The sequence below is a fragment of the Serratia sp. szju genome (genome assembly GCF_044594185.1).
Classification (GTDB): domain Bacteria; phylum Pseudomonadota; class Gammaproteobacteria; order Enterobacterales; family Enterobacteriaceae; genus Serratia; species Serratia bockelmannii.
The window spans coordinates 4,993,303-5,012,369 of record NZ_CP172576.1; the positions used below are offsets into that span (position 1 = coordinate 4,993,303).

Annotated in this window: 24 protein-coding genes; 8 read left to right on the plus strand and 16 right to left on the minus strand. The window is 63.8% G+C overall.

Translation table 11 applies throughout. The annotated features are described in order from the left end of the window. Positions 1 to 16 precede the first annotated feature (16 nt). Positions 17 to 847 carry a 5'-nucleotidase, lipoprotein e(P4) family gene (locus tag RE418_RS23650; RefSeq protein WP_043137035.1) on the plus strand — a complete coding sequence of 277 codons (831 nt, stop codon included), beginning with the start codon at positions 17 to 19 and terminating at the stop codon, positions 845 to 847. A 3-nt stretch (positions 848 to 850) separates the two neighbouring features. Here RE418_RS23650 and RE418_RS23655 read toward each other — a convergent pair whose 3' ends face one another. The 6 genes from RE418_RS23655 to RE418_RS23680 all read right to left on the minus strand — a co-directional run bounded on the left by RE418_RS23655 (position 851) and on the right by RE418_RS23680 (position 5,435). Further along, positions 851 to 1,369 (minus strand): GNAT family N-acetyltransferase, encoded by a 519-nt coding sequence (locus RE418_RS23655; protein ID WP_043137032.1) that lies wholly within the window; start codon positions 1,367 to 1,369, stop codon positions 851 to 853. A 2-nt stretch (positions 1,370 to 1,371) separates the two neighbouring features. Further along, on the minus strand, positions 1,372 to 1,941 hold the full coding sequence (locus tag RE418_RS23660; protein ID WP_060432694.1) for a helix-turn-helix domain-containing protein: 570 nt from the start codon (positions 1,939 to 1,941) through the stop codon (positions 1,372 to 1,374). Positions 1,942 to 2,011: 70 nt separating this feature from the next. After that, positions 2,012 to 2,323 carry an AzlD domain-containing protein gene (locus RE418_RS23665; protein ID WP_043137027.1) on the minus strand — a complete coding sequence of 104 codons (312 nt, stop codon included), beginning with the start codon at positions 2,321 to 2,323 and terminating at the stop codon, positions 2,012 to 2,014. Then, a complete protein-coding gene (locus RE418_RS23670; RefSeq protein WP_043137025.1) occupies positions 2,320 to 3,030 on the minus strand; it encodes an AzlC family ABC transporter permease in 711 nt (236 codons plus the stop codon). Before RE418_RS23670 ends, RE418_RS23665 begins: the two co-directional genes overlap by 4 nt. Positions 3,031 to 3,101: 71 nt before the next feature. Next, entirely contained in the window at positions 3,102 to 3,950 is an 849-nt protein-coding gene (locus RE418_RS23675) for an AraC family transcriptional regulator (RefSeq protein ID WP_089180675.1), read from the minus strand. Positions 3,951 to 3,980: 30 nt separating this feature from the next. Next, entirely contained in the window at positions 3,981 to 5,435 is a 1,455-nt protein-coding gene (locus RE418_RS23680; protein ID WP_089180674.1) for an MFS transporter, read from the minus strand. A gap of 103 nt (positions 5,436 to 5,538) precedes the next feature. Between RE418_RS23680 and RE418_RS23685 the strand changes: the two genes are divergently transcribed. From RE418_RS23685 to RE418_RS23700, 4 genes are all read left to right on the plus strand, one after another. After that, entirely contained in the window at positions 5,539 to 6,192 is a 654-nt protein-coding gene (locus RE418_RS23685; RefSeq protein WP_025302050.1) for a metalloregulator ArsR/SmtB family transcription factor, read from the plus strand. Positions 6,193 to 6,368: 176 nt separating this feature from the next. Beyond that, positions 6,369 to 6,863, plus strand: a complete 495-nt coding sequence (locus RE418_RS23690; protein WP_025302049.1) for a DUF2878 domain-containing protein — start codon at positions 6,369 to 6,371, stop codon at positions 6,861 to 6,863. Between the two features lie 110 nt (positions 6,864 to 6,973). Beyond that, a complete protein-coding gene (gene yedA, locus RE418_RS23695; protein WP_049203915.1) occupies positions 6,974 to 7,894 on the plus strand; it encodes a drug/metabolite exporter YedA in 921 nt (306 codons plus the stop codon). A 106-nt stretch (positions 7,895 to 8,000) separates the two neighbouring features. Then, positions 8,001 to 8,177 carry a hypothetical protein gene (locus RE418_RS23700; protein ID WP_165698097.1) on the plus strand — a complete coding sequence of 59 codons (177 nt, stop codon included), beginning with the start codon at positions 8,001 to 8,003 and terminating at the stop codon, positions 8,175 to 8,177. On the opposite strand, the gene RE418_RS23705 is transcribed toward RE418_RS23700, so the two are convergent. Next, positions 8,165 to 9,076 carry a LysR family transcriptional regulator gene (locus RE418_RS23705; RefSeq protein ID WP_025302047.1) on the minus strand — a complete coding sequence of 304 codons (912 nt, stop codon included), beginning with the start codon at positions 9,074 to 9,076 and terminating at the stop codon, positions 8,165 to 8,167. The two genes, RE418_RS23700 and RE418_RS23705, sit on opposite strands and share 13 nt — an antisense overlap. A 134-nt stretch (positions 9,077 to 9,210) precedes the next feature. Between RE418_RS23705 and RE418_RS23710 the strand changes: the two genes are divergently transcribed. Further along, a complete protein-coding gene (locus RE418_RS23710) occupies positions 9,211 to 9,930 on the plus strand; it encodes an SDR family oxidoreductase (protein ID WP_025302046.1) in 720 nt (239 codons plus the stop codon). 6 nt (positions 9,931 to 9,936) lie between these two features. On the opposite strand, the gene RE418_RS23715 is transcribed toward RE418_RS23710, so the two are convergent. The 9 genes from RE418_RS23715 to RE418_RS23755 all read right to left on the minus strand — a co-directional run bounded on the left by RE418_RS23715 (position 9,937) and on the right by RE418_RS23755 (position 17,686). Then, positions 9,937 to 10,698: a phosphate/phosphite/phosphonate ABC transporter substrate-binding protein gene (locus RE418_RS23715; protein WP_080433008.1), complete on the minus strand. Its 762-nt coding sequence runs from the start codon at positions 10,696 to 10,698 to the stop codon at positions 9,937 to 9,939. A 28-nt stretch (positions 10,699 to 10,726) separates the two neighbouring features. Then, on the minus strand, positions 10,727 to 11,500 hold the full coding sequence (locus RE418_RS23720; RefSeq protein ID WP_025302044.1) for an ABC transporter permease: 774 nt from the start codon (positions 11,498 to 11,500) through the stop codon (positions 10,727 to 10,729). Further along, the gene (locus RE418_RS23725) at positions 11,497 to 12,432 is read right to left on the minus strand and encodes an ABC transporter ATP-binding protein (protein WP_060447566.1); all 936 of its coding nucleotides are present in this window, start codon (positions 12,430 to 12,432) and stop codon (positions 11,497 to 11,499) included. Before RE418_RS23725 ends, RE418_RS23720 begins: the two co-directional genes overlap by 4 nt. After that, positions 12,429 to 13,589 (minus strand): ABC transporter permease, encoded by a 1,161-nt coding sequence (locus tag RE418_RS23730; RefSeq protein WP_060447567.1) that lies wholly within the window; start codon positions 13,587 to 13,589, stop codon positions 12,429 to 12,431. Before RE418_RS23730 ends, RE418_RS23725 begins: the two co-directional genes overlap by 4 nt. Positions 13,590 to 13,650: 61 nt before the next feature. Then, the gene (locus RE418_RS23735; RefSeq protein ID WP_060447568.1) at positions 13,651 to 14,580 is read right to left on the minus strand and encodes an ABC transporter substrate-binding protein; all 930 of its coding nucleotides are present in this window, start codon (positions 14,578 to 14,580) and stop codon (positions 13,651 to 13,653) included. 40 nt (positions 14,581 to 14,620) lie between these two features. Next, a complete protein-coding gene (locus tag RE418_RS23740; RefSeq protein WP_060447569.1) occupies positions 14,621 to 15,652 on the minus strand; it encodes a fatty acid desaturase in 1,032 nt (343 codons plus the stop codon). Positions 15,653 to 15,741: 89 nt separating this feature from the next. Beyond that, complete coding sequence (locus tag RE418_RS23745) at positions 15,742 to 16,218, minus strand: OsmC family protein (protein WP_049295238.1); 477 nt, start codon at positions 16,216 to 16,218, stop codon at positions 15,742 to 15,744. Between the two features lie 140 nt (positions 16,219 to 16,358). Beyond that, positions 16,359 to 16,733 carry a cell envelope integrity protein TolA gene (locus tag RE418_RS23750; protein WP_060447570.1) on the minus strand — a complete coding sequence of 125 codons (375 nt, stop codon included), beginning with the start codon at positions 16,731 to 16,733 and terminating at the stop codon, positions 16,359 to 16,361. A 41-nt stretch (positions 16,734 to 16,774) separates the two neighbouring features. Next, entirely contained in the window at positions 16,775 to 17,686 is a 912-nt protein-coding gene (locus RE418_RS23755) for a LysR substrate-binding domain-containing protein (RefSeq protein WP_025302038.1), read from the minus strand. A 140-nt stretch (positions 17,687 to 17,826) separates the two neighbouring features. Between RE418_RS23755 and RE418_RS23760 the strand changes: the two genes are divergently transcribed. Beyond that, positions 17,827 to 18,471, plus strand: a complete 645-nt coding sequence (locus tag RE418_RS23760) for a hydrolase (RefSeq protein WP_004939390.1) — start codon at positions 17,827 to 17,829, stop codon at positions 18,469 to 18,471. 48 nt (positions 18,472 to 18,519) lie between these two features. Beyond that, a complete protein-coding gene (locus tag RE418_RS23765) occupies positions 18,520 to 19,065 on the plus strand; it encodes an antibiotic biosynthesis monooxygenase (RefSeq protein WP_049203908.1) in 546 nt (181 codons plus the stop codon). Positions 19,066 to 19,067 lie beyond the last annotated feature (2 nt).

The following is a 19,067-nucleotide window of genomic DNA, read 5'->3' on the forward strand; positions in this document are numbered from 1 at the left end:
ACCGAGAGAGAGAACGATGGCAGGAAAACAGGCAAGGAAACTCACCCTTGGCGCGGCAGTTGGCGTCGCGCTGCTGACGCTGGCCGGTTGCGCGCAGCCGCCGCATACCGACGCTCAGGCCCAGCAGCGGCTGGCGGATCAGTCGGTGCTGGCGGTGAACTGGTTCCAACAGTCCGGTGAATACCAGGCGCTGGCGCATCAAGCGTTCAACAGCGCGCAGCGCGCCTTCGATCAGGCCAAGGCCGCACCGGGCCGCAAAAAGGCGGTGGTGGTCGATCTGGATGAAACCCTGCTGGACAACAGCGCCTACTCCGGCTGGCAGGCGCAGCAGGGCCAGCCGTACGACGGTACCACCTGGGCCCAGTGGACGCAGGCCGAACAGGCCGGCGCGGTGCCGGGTGCCGTGTCGTTCGCCCGCTACGTTAACGCTCATCAGGGAACAATGTTCTACGTCTCGAACCGCAAGCAGAGCGAATACGCTGCCACGGTGGCCAACATGCAGAAGCTCGGCTTCACCGGCATGTCGGAAAAGACCGTCTTGCTCAGTACCGACACTTCCAATAAGCAGGCGCGCTTCGACGCCATCAAACAAGCCGGCTATGACATCGTGGTGTACGCGGGCGACAACCTGAACGACTTCGGCGCCGCGACTTATCACCAGGATAATGCGCAGCGCCGGGCGTTCGTCAGCGAGAACCAGAACAAGTTCGGCACCGAATTCATCGTGCTGCCCAACCCGCTGTACGGCGATTGGGAAAGCGGGCTGGCCCGCGACTACAACAAGCTGACGCCACAGCAGAAGCTGCAGGTGCGCCAACAGGCGATCAAAGCCTGGCACGGGCGCTAAGCCTCACAGCAGTTTGTACATATAGCAGGTGGCCTCCAACGCCCCGCCATCGCTGGCGCGGGCGTATTGCGGGATATCGCCCGCCGCCTCGAACCCCAATTGACGGTACAATCCCTGCGCCGCGCTGCCGCTCAGGGTGTCCAGCACCAACAGGCTGCGCCGATGACGCGCCGCCAGCGCCTGCACTTCCTGCATCAACAGCCGGGCGATGCCCTGCCGCCGCGCCTGCGGATGCACCATCAGCTTGACCACTTCCGCCCGGTGACGGCCGTTGTCCGGCATCGCCAACAGCAGTTGCACGGTGCCGACCGGCCGACCGTTCTCGAGCGCCACCAGCATCGCACGCTCTCCCCGCACCAGGGCCGGCAGCAGCCCCAGCCAAAACGCCTGCGCCTGTTCCAACGTAAAGGGCATGACAAAACCGATGCTGGCGCCGTGCGCCACGCTGGCGTGCAGCATCTCGGCCAACTCGGCCATGGCACTTTGCGCCGCATCGGCGTCCCACTGTTGCAATTCAATCATGGCTATGGCCTGCAGATAACGAGCGTGTAATGGGCCGGCTCATCGCCGGGGACATGGAAACGGGAGGCGCCGAACAGGCGGTAGCGCAGGCAGTCGCCGGGCGACAGCCGGAAAACGCGCCCTTCCAGGGTCAATTCCAGCTGCCCGGACAACAGCCAGAGGTGATGCTCCAGCGCTGGAATCGACGGCAGGTCGTAATCGATCTGCGCGCCGGCATCCAGCCGGGCTTCGATAAACTCGGCCTTATACAATGCGCCGGGCGGGGAAACGGAGCGACGGTGAAAACCGCTGGCCCGATCGACCCACACCGGCTGTTGCGGCGGCCGCAGCAGCTCCGGCGGTTCGTCTTCGATTTCGCTCAGCAGGCGCGACATGGTCAACCCGTAGGCGGCGCACAGCCGGTTCAGCAGCGACGCCGTCGGGCTGGTTTCGGCGCGCTCCACCCGCGAGAGCGTCGCCCGGCTAAGGCCGGTGCGCTGCGCCAACTCCTCCAGCGACCACGCCCGCTGCTGGCGCAAATCCGCCAGCCGCTGCGCCAACCTCAGGTCGGCCGTCTCCAAACCATTATCCACCGCTCATACCTCGCCTAAAAAATCTCATAAAAGAGAAATAATCTCAAATTAGAGATATGGCAAGCGAATTTTAAAAAATGCCGCGCAGCGCGATGAAAATCAGCATGCTCAGCAACACCACCGCCAGCATATTGCGTAGAAAGAACGCCAGTATCACCGCAAACACCGCCCCCCACAGGTAAGGGTTATCCGGCGCGGCGCGCAGCTGGTCGCCGCTGAAGGCGACAATCGGCCCGCAGATCGCCGTCAGCACCGCCGGCACGGAAAAGCTCAGCAGGGTTTTAACGCGCGGCGACAGACGCAGCGGCAACCCGGGCGCCAGAAAACAGTAGCGGTTGAAAAACACCACCAGCCCCATCAAAACGATCGTCAGCCAGATCATCGGCGCCCCCCGCTGCACAGCAGCCCGACCAGCATCGCCGCCACGGTGGCGATCACCAATGCGCCCGGCGTCTGGAAATGGTGCAACACGATGGAAAGCAGCAGCGCGGTCAGCACGCAGGCCAACACCGGCAGGCTGCGCACCAGCGGCACCACGATGGCGATAAAGGTGGCGGCGATGGAGAAATCCAACCCGTAACCGTCCAGATCGCCGGCGCTGCCGGCGGCCACGATGCCAAGCAGCGTGGAGAGAAACCAGCACAGGTAAAAGGTCAGCCCGGCGCCCAGCGCATACCAGCGGTTGAAACGCGCCGGCGTCTGTTCGCCGGTCAGCGCGAACAGTTCATCGGTGAGCAAGAATCCCAGCGCCAGCCGCCAGCGCAACGGCAGCGGCGCGATACGCTCCCGCAGCCGCAGCGCGTAAAGAAAATGCTGGGCGGTGACGAAAAAGGTCGACAGCAGGATCGCCAGCAGCCCGGCGCTGCCCTTGATCATGCCCATCGCCACCAGCTGCGACGCTCCGGCGAACACGATGGCCGACATGCCCAGCCCCTGCGCCGGCGTCAGGCCACTTTGCAGGGCCATCGAGCCCGCCAGTACTCCCCACGGCACCACCGCCAGGCACAGCGGCAAGATAGCCACCCCGCCCTGCAGCGCGGGGCGCAGGCGGGCGGAGGGCGGCGTGATGAGGGGGATTGAATCAGTCATGGGCTTCTCCTTGAGTTGAAGAAGCCAGCTTACGGCGCAGGCGTACACGGGTATTGCACCCGATTGCCCGGCTATTTCAGCGATTTGACGTAGTCGCCCGGCGTGACGCCCATCGACTTGCGAAAATGGCGGTGGAAATGGCTTTGATCGTGAAAGCCGCAGCTCAACGCACTGTCCAGCACGCTGTTGCCGGCCTTCAGCATGCCGCGCGCCTTGCGCAGCCGCGCCTGAATTTGATAGGCGTGCGGCGGCAGGCCGGTGGCCTGCTGAAACTGCCGCAGCAGGTAATAAGGACTGAGCGCCACGCGATCCGCCAGCTCCAGCAGCGAAATGTCCGCCTCGGGGAAATCGTCGAGAAAGGCTTTCACCCGCGCCACTTGGCTTTGCGCCCGGCTCTGCGGCGCAGGATCGATACGGCTTTTGCCGTGCCGCAGCATCAGCCAGGTCAGCGCCGAGAACACCATGGTCTCCTTCATCAGCCGGTTCTCATCGCTGCGCAGCAGGCTGAACGCCATGCGCAACTGGCCAGCCAGGCCGACGTCGTGCACCACCGGGTTGGGAAAATAAGGCGTCGCGCCGGCGCCGGTTTTCAGATCGCGCGATAAAAAGGCCAGTAGCTCCGGCGTCGGGTACATCGCCTGATACGACCAGCCCTCTTCGGTGGCGGAACTGCCAGTATGAATATCGTCGGCGTTGACCAGAATGATGCTGCCCAGCGGCGCCACGTGTTCGCCGCCGGTGCGGTAGAAGCGCTGGGCGCCATCGTCGATGACGCCCACGCAGAAGCCTTCATGGCTGTGGCGCGAGAAGGTTTGGCGGCGGTAGGTGGCCTGCAGCACTTCCAGCCCGCCAAGATCGTCGACGTGCATAAAATGAGCCTGCTCCCGGGATGCTTTGCGCGCTATGCCTTCCGCCTTCATCTTGCCTACCTCCGCTGAATGAGAGGCATTCTAGCACTCGCGCGAGGGCGGGTTTTGTACAAAATTGCCCGTCTCGGCCCCCGGCGGCGCGATCGCCGCGCAGCGCCAGGCGCTGAATACCGCCAGCAGCGGCGCCAGCGCGAACGCCAGGAACAGCCAACGCGCCGCCGATGCCGCGCCCGTCGCGCCACCCGGATCGTTCAGCCCCGCCAGGTTGGCGATCATCCCGGCCAGCGCCGCACCGAATGCGGTGGCGAACAGCTGCACCGTGGTAATTGAAGCGCCGGCGATATCTTTGTCCGCTTCAGGTGCCACCTGCAAAATGCGCGTCAGCAGGTGCGGCCAACCGAAGCCGATGCCGAATCCCACCAGCAACAGCGCAATGACGATCGGCGCCAACGCCTGCCAGTGGCCGCCGGACGGCATCGGCATCAGGATCGCCAGCGCCAGCAAGCCCACCAGCACGAACAGCGGCCCGCTGACGATCGCCCGGCGAATGCCCGCTCCGCGCCAGCCGGAGCTGAGGATCTCGGACAACGTCCAACCGGCGGCCATAGCGGCGGCGATATAGCCGGAGATCAGCGGCGACTGGCCGTGCAGCAGCTGCAGGAAATAAGGCACGAAGATTTCGCTGGTCATGCCGATCACCAGCAACGCGGTCGTGATGTACAACGCCGCCAGCGATGAGCCGCGCCGCAGTGCGCCGTGCGGCAACAGGCGGGCGCGCGAGTGCGCTTCGCGCTTCAGCAACCAGGCCATCAGCACCAGCGAGAGCGCGATGCCCGCCAGGTTGATCCAGGCACTGTGCGCCAGGCTGCCGGCGGACACCACCAGCACCGCCACGGTCAGCAACAGCAGCTGTGCGGTCGGCAACGGTGCGGCCGCCTGCTGCGCTTTGCCCTTGGGCAGGATCAGGAAGGTAAACGCGGCGTACAGCGCCATGATCGGCAGCAGAATGCCGAAGGCCCAGCGCCAGGCGTTCAGTTCGGCGAAAATACCGCCTACCGCCGGCCCCACCAGGGTGGCGATGCCCCACATCGCCGAGATGAGCGCCATGGCGCGCGGCCACAGCCGCTGCTCGAATACCAGATTGATCATCGCGTAGGAGAGCGCAAAGATCAGCCCGCCACCAAAGCCCTGCACCGTGCGGCCGATCAGCATCACCGGCATGCTCGGCGCCAGCGCGCACAGCGCCGCCCCGGCGATGAAGAACAGCGAAGCCACCAGATAGGCGCTGCGCGCACCGTAGCCGCTGAGCAAGTGGGCCGACAGCGCGGAGCCGAGGATAGACGCCACCACGAACAGCGTGGTGTTCCAGGCATAGAGATCCAGCCCGCCGATATCCTGCACCACCGAGGGCAAGATGGTGGTGGCGACCAGAATATTGATGGCATGCAGCGCCACGCCGAGCGAGAGCGCGATCGCACTGGCCGCATTTTTGCCAGAGAAAAGGTCGCTCCAGCGGCTATCGTCATGGGTTATCACGGTTGTCGTCCTGTTTTCAGAGGAATGGCATTGAGTTGATCATAAGATTGCGTTAAATTTAACAAGAGTTATCTTGGAATAAGTTAGGGCGAGGCGGAGAAATATGTCAAGAATAAACTTGGAAAATAGCGGAAAGACCGCACAATCGGTCAGTGACCGCTTGCTGACGCTATTGAAAACCCGCGGCCCGCAGCAAGCTTCTGACGCAGGAAAGGTGCTCGGCACCACCGGTGAGGCGGCCCGCCAGCAGTTCGTCAAGCTGGCGAAAGAGGGGCTGGTCGAAGCGGTGGCGGAAACGCGCGGCGTAGGCCGCCCGGTACAGCTGTGGCATTTGACCTCGGCCGGCAATGCACGCTTTCCCGATACCCATGCGGACCTGACGGTTCAGCTGCTGCGCACCGTGCGCGACAAGCTGGGCGAACAGGCGCTCGACGTGCTGATCGAAACCCGCGAGCAGGAAAACCGCATCAACTACAAGCAGGCGATGATTGGCGCCGCCGATCTGCAGGAGCGCGTGGCGCGCCTGACCGAGATCCGCTGTCGCGAAGGGTATATGGCCGAATGGCGCCAGGAGGAGGACGGTGCCTATCTGCTGGTGGAAAACCACTGCCCGATCTGCGCCGCTGCCACCGTCTGCCAGGGCTTCTGCCGGGCGGAGCTGAGTATCTTCACCGAAGTGCTGCAGGCGCAGGTGGAGCGCGCCGAACACATTCTGGCCGGCTCGCGCCGCTGCGCCTACCGGATTTCGCTCCTGTAACACCGGTTTTTGCCCACGTTTTCAACCGGTACAGATTATTCTGCTTGTGCACCCCACACCTTCCCTTCTAAGGTTGAATTAACGAACATTCAGGCAAACAGCGGGCCTCGCGCCCGCTTGGCAAATCCGTCGGCGCTAAGCGCGCAGCGGCAGAGTAACCCCACGGGAGTTGAACGATGAAGAAGCCGCATGCCGGATTCTGGCTGGCGACGCTGGGACTGGGCGTTTGCTGGCTGCTGGCGCTGCTGACTCGCGATCGGCTCAACGGCCTACTGCTGGCCGGCGCGGCGCTGGCGCTGATCTTTACCCCTGCCACCCGCCGTAAGGGCGCGGCTCTGGCTGCCCTGGGCGGTATCGGCATGGATGGGCTATGGAGCTACAGCGGCGTGCTGCACTACAGCGGGCAACACGGCCTGCCGCTCTGGACCCTCGCGCTGTGGATCGGCTTCGGCTGCTGGTGGTATTGGCTGCTGGACGTGGTCAGAGCGGCGCCCTGGCCGCTGGCGGTGCTGGGCGCCGCCGTCGGTCCTTTCGCCTACGCCGTCTCCTGGAAGCTGGGCGTGTTACTGCCCGGCGTGCCGCCGGAGTTCATGCTGCTGTTGCTGGCCGTCGGCTGGTCGATTTACCTGCCGGCCGTCAGTTGGCTGCAGTGGAAGCGGCGGAACAGCTGAACGGCTTGCGGCAGTCGGGAAAAATAATGCCGAAAGCCATTGCTTATCGGTTGCCCAATCGGGTTTACTGAGCGTTCTAATAATAATCATCCCTGCAAAAACACATCCCTATGCTTAGCCAACAAAGCCGTAGCGTCCTGCCGTTGATCGGGGCGTTGTTCACGTTATATATCGTTTGGGGTTCCACCTATTTCGTCATTCGCCTCGGCGTCGCGCAGTGGCCGCCGCTGATGATGGCCGGGATTCGCTTTCTGATTGCCGGCATCGTGCTGTTCAGTTTCCTGGCCTGGCGCGGCCACGCGCTGCCGACGCCGAAGCAGTGGCTGGCCGCCGGCGCCATTGGCATTCTGTTGCTGGCGGTAGGCAACGGCCTGGTGACGGTGGCGGAACACCAACATGTGCCGTCCGGCATCGCCGCGGTGATGGTGGCGACGGTGCCGCTGTTCACCCTCTGCTTCAGCCTGCTGTGGGGCATGCGCAACACCAAACTGGAATGGGCCGGTATTGCGCTCGGGTTAGTGGGCATCGTGCTGCTCAACACCGGCAACAACCTGGTGGGCAACCCGACCGGCGCGCTGTTGATCTTGCTGGCGTCGGCCAGTTGGGCCTTTGGCTCGGTATTGGGATCGCGCATCTCGCTGCCGGCCGGGCCGATGGCCGGCGCGGCGGAGATGCTGGTCGCCGGCGTGGTGTTATTGGTCGCCAGCCGGCTGAGCGGCGAGCACCTGGCTCAGATGCCGAGCACCGGCGGCTTTCTGGCGCTCGGGTACTTGATTGTCTTCGGCTCGATGCTGGCGATCAGCGCCTATATGTTCTTGTTGAAGAATGTGCGCCCGGCGGTCGCCACCAGCTACGCCTACGTCAACCCGGTGGTGGCGGTGCTGCTCGGCATCGGCTTTGCCGGCGAATCACTGGCGCCGCGCGAGTGGCTGGCGCTGGTGATCATCGTGGCGGCGGTGGTGCTGGTGACGCTGGGAAAATACCTGTTCGCCCGCCCGGCCCGCGTGCAGGCCATCGACAGCGAACGGTAGCGATCGCAAAGGGCGGTCAGCGGGCCGCCGTTAAAAACGATTCTTGTTTCACCCGGCGAAGGGGCTATAATTCCCGCTGTTCCAAGCAACCTGCGAAATTATTCCTATGCTGAAAAAAGCGTTCCTCATCGTCATCGCCCTGTGCGCCTTCGGTTCTCTGGGCGGCGTATTCCTCGCCGGGTTGAACATCTACACCCGTTCCACCACCCCGCATGAAGAAAGCGCGCCTGCCGGGGATAGCGCCGCCACGCCGGCGCAAACCGAAACCCTTCAGGCCAAGTGATCGTCCATCCAACGCTGACAGCGCTGCTGTAAAAAGCGCTGCAGCTGCCTGACGCGTTCCGACACCTGCGAGCGATGCGGGCAAACCAGATTGATCGGCACCGCGTCGCTGCGCCATTCCGGCAACAGCTGCACCAGCCGCCCGGCGCGAATGTCGGCCACCACGTCGATCGCCGACTTGCGCACCACCCCATGCCCGGCCAGCGCCCAGCGCCGCGCCACCTCGCCGTCATCGGTAAAATAGCTGCCGTTCAACGGCACTTCGATCAGTTCCTCACCGCGCCATAGCCGCCATTCCACCTGTCGTTTGCCGCTGGGCTGATACACCAGAATGCTGTGCCGAACCAGATCGGCCGGCGTTTGCGGCGCGCCATGCCGCCGCAGGTAATCCGGGCTGGCGCAGATCAGCCGCCGGTGCTGCGGCAAAATGGGCAGCGCCACCAGCGAAGAGTCGGCCAACGGCCCGAAACGGAGCGCCACGTCCACCGGTTCGCGAAACAGATCGGCCTGCCGATCGTTGATCAGGAGCTGCAGCTGAATATGCGGGTGCTGCAGGCGGAACTCATCCAGCCAGCAGAGCAGCAAATTGCGGCCAAAATCCGACGGCGCGGAAATCTGCAGTACCCCGGACAGCCCCTGATGCTTCTCGCGGATCGCCTGCTCTCCTTCGGCCAACGCGCCCAGCGCCAGGCGCGCGCTGTCGAGATAGCGGGCGCCCTCCTCCGTCAACCTCAGGCTGCGGGTAGAACGCACCAGCAGCCGCGCGCCCAGCTGCTGCTCCAGCCTTTTCACCGCAATGCTGGCCGCCGCCGGCGTCATGTCCAGCGCGCGCGCCGCGGCGGAAAAACTGCCGCCATCCACCGTGCGGACAAACACCTCGAGATCGACAAATGAGGTCATGTATTTCCCCTCTTTTTAGCCCAATCAATTATTAATATTAATTTACAAGTGTTTGCTATTAGGCGGGCTTTTTTCCTCATTTTCAATCAGGAAAGATAGATCCCGTTGAAACTTACCTAAAAAGAGGCCTTAACATGACGATTCCCGACTCCCCCCTGAAACGACAAAAGCTGGTGATCCTGGGCGGCACCAGCGGCATTGGCGCCGCGGTGGCCTACGCGGCGGCGGCGCGCGGCGCTGAAGTGGTGCTGGCTTCACGTCGCCTTCCCCACGCCGGGGAGAAAAACGACGCGCTGCATCTGATGCAGGCCGACCTGACCGATGAAGCATCACTGCATGCGCTGTTTGCCGCCGTCGGCGCTTTCGACCATCTGGTGATCACCGCCGGGCCGTTGGTGGACGCGAAACCGCTGGCGGAGACTGCCTTTGAGCAGGCGCAGGCCGACTTCAACGTCAAATTCTGGGGCAGCTTGCGCGCGGTGCAGGCGGCGCTGCCGACGCTGGCGCCGCAGGGCTCCATCACCCTGACCTCCGGCCAACTGTCGCGTAAATACCTTGGCGGTCAGTTGATCAAAACCGGCATCAACGCCGCGCTGGAAGCGGTCGGCAAACAGCTAGCGAAGGAGCTGGCGCCGCGGCGGGTGAACGTGGTCAGCCCCGGCATCACCGCCACCGAAGCCTACGACGGCATGAGCGCCGCGCAGCGTCAGGCGCTGTTCGAGCGCGTAAGCGGCAGCCTGCCGGTCGGCCGGATCGGCCAGGCGGCCGACGTCGCGGCGGGTTACCTGCTGGCGATGGAGAACGGTTTCGTCACCGGCAGCGTGATCGACATCGACGGCGGCGGCCTGCTGTAACGGCGGCTAGAGCGCCGTCACGCCCTGTGCGGCGGCCTGCTGCTCCAGCACGGTGATAATCTGGTAAGCCGAGCGCGGCACCAGGCTGAAATCGCCGATCAGCAGGCGGTCGCTGACCGCCTCATCCAGCATCGCTCGGGCGCCGGCGCGCAGGATGTCCACCTGTTCCGGTGGCGTGCCGGCTGCGGTGATCAGCGGCAAACCGGGCACCGCCGCCGTGCGGCCGATGATTTTCAGCCCCTCCAGCGCCTGTGGCTGCGCGCGGCGCAGCAGTTCCATGCTGATGGAATCGATGGCGGCGATATCCGCCTGCCCGCTGCGGATCAGCTTCAGCGACTGGTAATGCGCCCCGGAGGCGATAGCCGCACCGAAGAATTTCCCGTCCTGCGCCAGCGGCGCGATCAGCGCGCGCAAGCCGTTGTAGCCGGACTGGGAATCGGTGCTGTTATACGCCACCGTCCGGCCGCGAAAATCCGCCAGCCGCTCGCCGGGGTCGCCTGCGCGCACCACCAGCCAGCTGCGGTAATTTGGCCCGTCGCACCCTTCCACCCGATAATGATAGGTTCCGATCAGCTGCACCTGCGGCAGGCTGCTGACCAACGGATAACCGCAGGTTTGGCTGAGCAAGAGATCCTCGCGCCGCCAATGCTGCGCCAGATCGTCCGGCCAGCTAAGCCGTTCCGGCGCCGCCGGCAACCCCAGCCGCAGCAGCTTGCCGCGCAAGACCTGCCAGAAGGATTCGGCCTGCTCCCGGCCAACGCCGTACATCGGTAGAGACACCTGCATCATTTCCCCCTTACCCCGCCGGAGTGGTCGCCAGCGTCTGCTGGCGCCAGGCGGTGAGATAACGCACCCAACGTTCGAACAGCATATCGGTGATAATAGCCAACAACGCCACGACCGCCGCGCCCTGGATCACATAGGCGGTGTTAAACCCGCTCAGGCCGATGATGATCGGCGAACCGAGCGTTTTGGTACCGACGGTGGAAGCGATGGCCGCCGTGCCGATGTTAATGATCACCGACGTGCGGATCCCGGCGACAATCACCGGCGCCGCCAGCGGCAGTTCAACCCGCCACAGAATTTGCCAGGCGCTCATCCCCACGCCGCGGGCGATCTCGCGCGTGGCGGGCGGTACCGATTCGATGCCCGCCAGCGTGCCCTGCAGGATCGGCAGCAGGCCGTACAGCACCAACGCAATGATCGCCGGCTGCTCGCTGAAGCCCATCACCGGCACCGCTACCGCCAGCACCGCCACCGGCGGGAAGGTCTGCCCCACCGCCACTACCGTTTCCACCAGCGAACGAAACTCCCGGCCGCTGCGTCGGGTCACAGCGACGCCCGCCGCCACGCCGATTACCACCGCGATCAGGCTGGAGATCGCCACCAGCGACAGGTGCGCCCCCACCAGCGCGATAAAGCTGTCCTGCTGATAAATGGGCCGCTCCAAATCAGGGAACCAGGCGGCGAACAGGCCGCGCAGATGATCCATGCCGAACACCAGCGCCAACAGCAGCGCCAACGTCCAGGGCAGCGGATCGCGCAGCAGGCGCCCGATGCGCCCGCTCATGACAGCGCCTGCCCGGCGATCAGATCGTGGAAGTGCAGAACCCCCAACGCTTCGCCCCGTTCATCCACCACCGGCAGGCAGTCGCTGCCGCGCGCCACGAACACCGACAGCGCCTCGCGCAGGCTCATGGCGGCGGCGATCGGCTCGCCCCCAGCGACGCCGGGCCGCACCCGCTCCGCCACCGTACCCAGCGACAGCAGCTTGATGCCGCGATCGCTGCGCCCGAAGAAATCGCGCACGAAATCGTTGGCCGGCGCGGTCAGCAGCGCCAGCGGCGTGCCCTGTTGCACCACCCGCCCCTGATCGAGCAGCACCAGGCGATCCGCCAGGCTCAACGCCTCGTCGATGTCGTGCGTCACCAGCACAATGGTGCGGCCCGAGATCTGATGAATACGGGCGATCTCCGCCTGCAGCGCCGCGCGGGTGACCGGATCCAACGCGCCGAACGGTTCGTCCATCAACAACACCTCGGGATCGGCGGCGAGCGCGCGCGCCACCCCCACCCGCTGCTGTTGCCCGCCGGAAAGCTGGTGCGGGTAGCGACGGCGAAACAGATCCGGTTCCAGGTGCAGCAGCTCCAGCAACTCGGTAACCCGATCGCGAATGCGCGCGCGCGGCCATTTCAGCAGCTGCGGCACGGTGGCGATGTTCTCCTCCACCGTCCAATGTGGAAACAGGCCGATCGATTGGATCGCATAGCCCATGCGTCGCCGCAGATCCTGCGGTTTGAACGACTGGATCTCTTCGCCGGCAAAGAGGATCTTGCCCCGATCGTGTTCGATCAGGCGATTGATCATTTTTAACGTCGTGGACTTGCCAGAACCCGAGGTGCCGATCAACACGGTGAATTCGCCCTCGGCGATGTGCAGCGTGAGATCGTCGACCGCCGGCTTGCCCTGAAAAATTTTGCTGACTTGCTCAAAGTGAATCATCGGCGCGATACGTCCAGGATTGAAACCCAAAATTTAAACAGCGAATCGACGATGACCGCCATCATGACCACCGGGATCACCCCCAGCAGAACCAGATCCAGCGCGCTGCTGAGCAGCCCCTGGAACACGATGGCGCCAAAACCGCCGGCGCCAATCAGCGCCGCTACCACCGCCATGCCGACGGTTTGCACCGCCAGGATGCGCACGCCGGTCAGGAACAGCGGCAGCGCCAGCGGCAGCTGCACGCGCAGGAAGATCTGCCCGCGCGTCAGCCCCATGCCGGTGGCAGATTCGATCACCCCGGCCGGCACGCTTTGCAACCCCGCCACCACGCTGCGCACCAGCGGCAACAGCGCGTACAGCACCAGCGCCACGATCGCCGGCGCCATGCCGATGCCGCTGACGCCGTGCTCCGCCAGCCAGGGCACCGCCGTCGCCAGCCCCGCCAGCGGCGCGATCAGCAGGCCGAACAGCGCGATGGACGGCACGGTCTGGATAATGTTCAGCGCGGAGAAAATCGGCCGCTGCCAGCGTTCGGAGCGAAAACACAGCACCCCGAGCGGCACGCCGATCGCCAGCGCCGGCGCCATCGTCGCCAGCAGAATGGTCAGGTGCTGCAGCAGCGCAGCGTCAAACACCTCCTGACGATTGTGGTACTCCTTCAGCAGCGACAGCTGATCGAGCTGATGCCCGAACAGCAGCAGCGCCGGCGGCACCAGCACCAGCGCGTTGCCCAGCATGCGCCACAGGTGCGACGCGGTGAGGCGCGCCATGGCGTCGGCGGCGATCAGCAGGCTCAGCGCCATCGTCAGCCAGCACCCGCTGCCCCAGGAGGTGCGCGCCAGGCGCGATCCTTCCTGCGCCAGGTGCCCGGCGGCCTGCCCGCTGATCCAAAAGGCCAGCGTCAACACCCCGCAGGCGGCCAGCGCCGCCAGCAGCGCCCGCCCCCGCGTCGGCGGCAACAGGCTGAGGATCGCCAATGCCGCCAGCGGCAACAGCAGCCACAGCGCCGGGCCGTGCAGCAGGGAGAACAAGGAGAGGCTTTTGCCCGACAACAGGCGATTGGGGGCATAACTGAGGAACGGCAGGCCGAACGCGGCCAGCAGCAACAGCATGAACAGCGTCAACAAGACGCGATGTTTTACGGCGATAGTCAAAGAAACGCTCCGGCTCCCTCGGTTAACCCCCTCTCCCGACGGCTGAGGGGGCACCTCGGCATTATCCCTTAACAAACCCTTTCTCTTTCAGGTAAGCGGCCGCCACCTGTTTGGCGTCCTGGCCTTCCACGGCGATCTGCGCGTTGAGCTTTTGCAGCGTCGGCCCGTCCAGTGAGGCGAACACCGGCTTCAGCAGCTCAGGCAGATTGGCGTGCGCTTTCAGCGCCGCTTCGCGCACGATCGGCGCCGGCGCGTATATCGGCTGTACTCCTTTCGGGTCCGCCAAGGTCTGCAACCCCAGCGCCGCTACCGGGCCATCGGTGCCGTAGGCCATCGCCGCGTTGACGCCGGAGGTCTGCTCCGCCGCCGCCTTGATGGTCACCGCCGTATCACCGCCGGCCAGGGACAGCAGCTGATCCTGATTCAGTTTGAAACCGTAGGCGCTCTGGAACGCCGGCAGCGCATCCGGCCGTTCGATAAATTCCGCCGAGGCCGCCAGCTTGAACTTGCCGCCACCGTTGATCCACTTGCCGAGATCCGACAGCGTTTTCAGATGATTGGCCTCCGCCACGTCCTGGCGAATAGCGATGGTCCAGGTGTTGTTGGCCGGCGCCGCGTCCAGCCAGACGATTTTGTTTTTGTCGTAGTCGAGCTGTTTCACTTTCTCGAAGCCGGCCTGGGCGTTCTTCCACGCCGGATCTTTCTCATCGGAGAAGAAAAACGCGCCGTTGCCGGTGTACTCCGGGTAGATGTCGATCTCACCGGAGGTGATGGCGCCGCGCAGCACCTTGGTGGTGCCGAGCTGCAGCTTGTTGGTGGTCTTGATGCCGTTGGCTTCCAGCACCTGCACGATGATGTTGCCGAGCAGCGAACCTTCGGTATCGATCTTGGAGCCGACGTGCACCGAGTCGGCCGCCTGCGCCAGGCCGCCGGTGGCCAGCAGAGCCAGCGCGACGGCAAAGGAACGTCCGCGTGATAAGGTGATTGCCATACTTTTCCTCTGGTTATACGTTTTCCGGCTCATGGGCCAGTTAGGTTGGAAAATCCTGAGAAACGCGCTTCCAGCGCGCAATAAATTTTTCCGTCGGCAGGGCATCGCCTTCCCCCTGCGGTTCATCGGCGTGCAACGGATGCACGCCGACGTCGATCGGCGTCAGGGCGTAATCGCGCAGCCACTCGCCGTAACCTTGCGCGACAAATCCCTGACTGCGCCGCTGATACGCCTCGCGCTCCGCCAGATAGACTTCGCGCAAACCATACCAGGGCAGGCCGGGCAGATCGTGATGCACTAAATGGTAGTTCAAATTGAGAAACAACAGCCGCCACGGCCAGCCCGCCTCATTAATAATAGAACGTGCCTGCGGTGCGTCCACGGCGCGATGCTCAAAAAACGATCTCACCTTGGTCAGCGCCAACGCCGGATAGCTGATGGCCAACAGGTAAAACGCCGTGCCGATACCCTGCATCTGCAACCAGTGCAGCAGTACCGCCAACAGCGACAGGTGCGCTAACCACCTCGCCCAGGCGCGCCACTCCCCTCCGGCGAGCGCTTTCACCGCCCCGGCCAGGGTCGCGGCAATATCCAGCGCCGGGCCGAGGAGCACCCGGCCGATCAGCGTATTGCGCACGGCGGCCAACAGCGGCAACAGGCGGGGATAACGCCGCCACTGCGCGGCGCTGAAGTAATAGCTTTCGGGATCTTCGTGCGGATCGGTCAGGTGGTCGTTGCGGTGGTGGCGCAGATGCGAATCGCGATACAGCCCATAGGGATACCACACCGCCAGCGGCAACAGGCCGAACAGCTGATTGACGCGCGGCCAGCGCGTCGGGTGGCCGTGGATCAGCTCGTGTTGCAACGACAGGTACCAGGTGGTCAGGAGGATCAGCAGCGGTGCGCCAAGCCACGGGCCCAGCGCCTGCCAAGAATACGCCACGCCGAACCAGCCGCCGTACACCGCCGCCATGATCCCCCAGGTGGGCAGCTCCAGCCGCCAATGCCGGCGCCGATAAAGCTGCCTGATTCGTTCGCGCTGTTCGGGGTGCAAATAGTGGGCGTGGGACATGCTGCGGCTCGCGGTAAGAGATTTTCTCTCAGTATCCGTGAGCCGTTGCGGCGTTCAAAATAACGAAAATGGCAAAGCTAAGTGAAAATTCAGCGGGTTGCGTACGCGGCATGCGGCTCACACGCCACCGGGAAATTCACCGAGTTGGCGATAAAGCACAGGTGATGCGCCTTCTCGTGAAGCTGTTGCGCCAGCTGCAGATCGTCGCCATCGCGCACCGTGACCTGCGGCCGCAGCGTCACCGAGGTGAAAAAGCCGCCGCGCGCGGCGTCTTCGCGCATCACGCCCACGGCATCGTCCTGATAGGCCAGCACCGAAATCCCCGAGGTGGCGCACAGATGCAGGTACCATAATTTGTGGCAAGCGCTGAGCGATGCCACCAGCAAATCCTCCGGATTCCAGCGCGTCGCGTCACCGCGGAAGGCCGGATCGGCTGAGCCGGCGATATCTGCCTTGCCCACGGCGCCGATCAGGTGATCGCGTCCATAAGCGCGATAATCTTCCGTGCCTGCGCCCAGATTCCCCTGCCAGGTCACCGAGACCTGATAATGATGCTCGCCTTTCATGTCTTTTGCTCCCGTTGGCCGGCCAATGAAAAATTGTCTGGGTGCATGCCCGGAGAACACTATTGGCGGAAAAGCGTGAATACGCAAACGGCGAAACGAGAAAAAACGGGCCGCGCAGGCGGCCCGTCGGTCACATCCCTTCAGGGAACGAAATCGAGCACCACGGCGTTGAACAACGCGTATTCAGTGGCGCTGGCCATCGGCGGAAACTGCGCGCGCTGCACCGCCGCGCTGGCCGCCGCACACAGGGGCGCATCGCCCCTCACGATCTTGCTGCTCACCAGCTTGCCGTCCGGCTGCAGCCGTATGCTGATGGTGCAGCGTTGGCCGCGCGCGTGTTCCGGCAAACGCAGCTCGCGGCTCACCGCGTTATGCACCCGCACCGGATAGCTGAGCGGCATCGCAGTCTGCGCCTCGGCCTGCGGCGACGGCAAGGGGGTGCCGGCCTGACGCCCGGCGCCCGCGCCGCAGCCGCTCAACAGTAACAGCGCCAACAGGCCTAGTGTCTTTTTCATTCCCGATGTCCTTATTGGGGATTAATCTTTATCGAGCGCCCTTACTGCGCCGCTGGGTAAGCCTCACCGTCATCCGCGTAACGCTGCAGGCGCTCGCGCCACCACTTGGCCGCCAGGCCGCTGGCGCTTTCACGCCAGCCGAAATAGGCAGCGTCGCTGCAGCGCTCAGATTCAACGCGTTTCGCCACCAGTTCGCCGCTGTTCAGGTAAGGTTCCGCCAGAGAGCGCGGCAGATAGCCACAGCCCAGCCCGGCCAACTGCGCCTGCAGTTTGGCGTCAAAGCCGAAGACCGTCAGCGTATCCTGTTCTTCCAGCAGGTTCAGGCTCTGCGGCGCGTTGACGCGCGAGGTATCGCGCACCACCACCGCCCGGTGCTGACGGATCTCATCCTTCGGCAACGGTTCCGGCAGCGCCGCCAGCGGATGCTGCGGCGCGACGGCGAACACGTAATCCAGCTGCCCCAGGCGGCTGAACGCATAGCCCACCCGCGACGGCGGCTCGCAAATGGCGCCGATGATAATGTCGGCGCAACCGTAAACCAGCGACTCCCAGGAACCGGCCAGCACCTCGTGGCTGAAACGCAGCCGGGTATGGTGATGCTGCCGATAGAACTCGTCGATCAGCGGCAACAGGCGGGCAAACGGGAAGGAGGCGTCGATCCCGAGCGTGATCTCGCTTTCCCAGCCGTTCTCCACGTAGCGCGCCTGCTGTTCCAGATCCTGCGCCGCGCGCAGCAACACCCGCCCTTTTTCCAGCATCAGCTTGCCGGTATCGGTGAACTTCGCCCGATGGCCGGAGCGATCGAGCAGGGTGATGTCAAGATCGTTCTCGAGCTTTTGCACCATATAGCTCAGTGCCGAAGGGGTTTTAAACAGTGCGGCGGCCGCGGCGGCGAAAGATCCGTGCCGGTCCAGCGCGTCCAAAATCAGCAGCGCTTCCAGGTTTAATCTCATGCTTTCTCCCGTGTATAAAAAAACTCAACAAGTCGGCAAAAATTCTGCGGTATCTTTGAAATCGCCCTCTGCCTACCATGGGTTTTATCGGCGTTACACTCATCAGATGTTCAACCGAAATATCACTGGGAAGGTAAATTATGTCCAAGTTTCAACTGCTTGATAAAGACAACTCCGCACTGATTTTTATCGATCATCAACCACAAATGGCCTTCGGCGTGGCTAATATTGATCGTCAGCAACTGAAAAACAACGTTGTTGGTTTGGCGAAGGCAGGCAAAATTTTCAACGTCCCCACCCTTTTCACCTCGGTCGAAACCGAAAGCTTCAGCGGCTATATCTGGCCGGAACTGCTGGCGGTACACCCTGAAATCACCCCGATTGAACGTACCTCGATGAACTCCTGGGAAGACGCGGCCTTCGTCAAAGCCGTGGAAGCCACCGGCCGCAAAAAGCTGGTGATCTCCGCGCTGTGGACCGAAGTTTGCTTGACCTTCCCGGCGCTGATGGCGCTGGAAGCCGGCTATGAAGTGTATGTGGTGACCGACACCTCCGGCGGCACCTCCGTCGATGCGCACGAACGCTCGATCGATCGCATGGTGCAGGCCGGCGCCGTACCGGTGACCTGGCAACAGGTGCTGCTGGAGTACCAACGCGACTGGGCACGCAAAGACACCTACGACGCGGTGATGGCGCTGGTGCGCGAACACAGCGGCGCGTACGGCATGGGCGTCGACTACGCTTACACCATGGTGCACCACGCACCGGCCCGCACGGTGAAATAATTCCCCCTGCCCCGGCCCCGCGCCGGGGTATTTTCAGGAGTCGGTTTTATGGCCCATCCGCAGCATGTCACGCTGGTGATCACCCACCGTTTGGCGCCGGGGAACGAGCAGGCCTATGAGGCCTGGCTGAACCGCATCATGCCGGACGCCGCGGGCTTCACCGGCCATCTGGGCGTCAACGTCATCCGCCCATCCGACAGCGAACAGGCCTATACGGTGCTGGTCCGCTTCGACAATGTCGACAATCTCTACCGCTGGCTCAACTCGCCGCTGCGCAAGCAATACATCGAAGAAGTCACTCCGTTGTTGCTGGAGAACGACCATATCGAGATCCGCCCCGGCGCGGAGTTCTGGTTTACCCCACCCAACCCCAACGTGCGCCAGCCGCCCCAGTGGAAGCAGTTCATCATCACCCTGCTGGTGATCTTCCCTTCCACCAATCTGGTGCCCTGGTTTTGGGGGCTGGCGCTGCCGCAGCTGGACGGCACGCTGCTCGGCCATTTTCTCAATGACGCCACCGTGGTCGCCCTGGTGGTGTACCTGTGGATGCCCATCGTGACTCGCGTTTTTCATCAATGGCTGACCCGCCGCTAGGC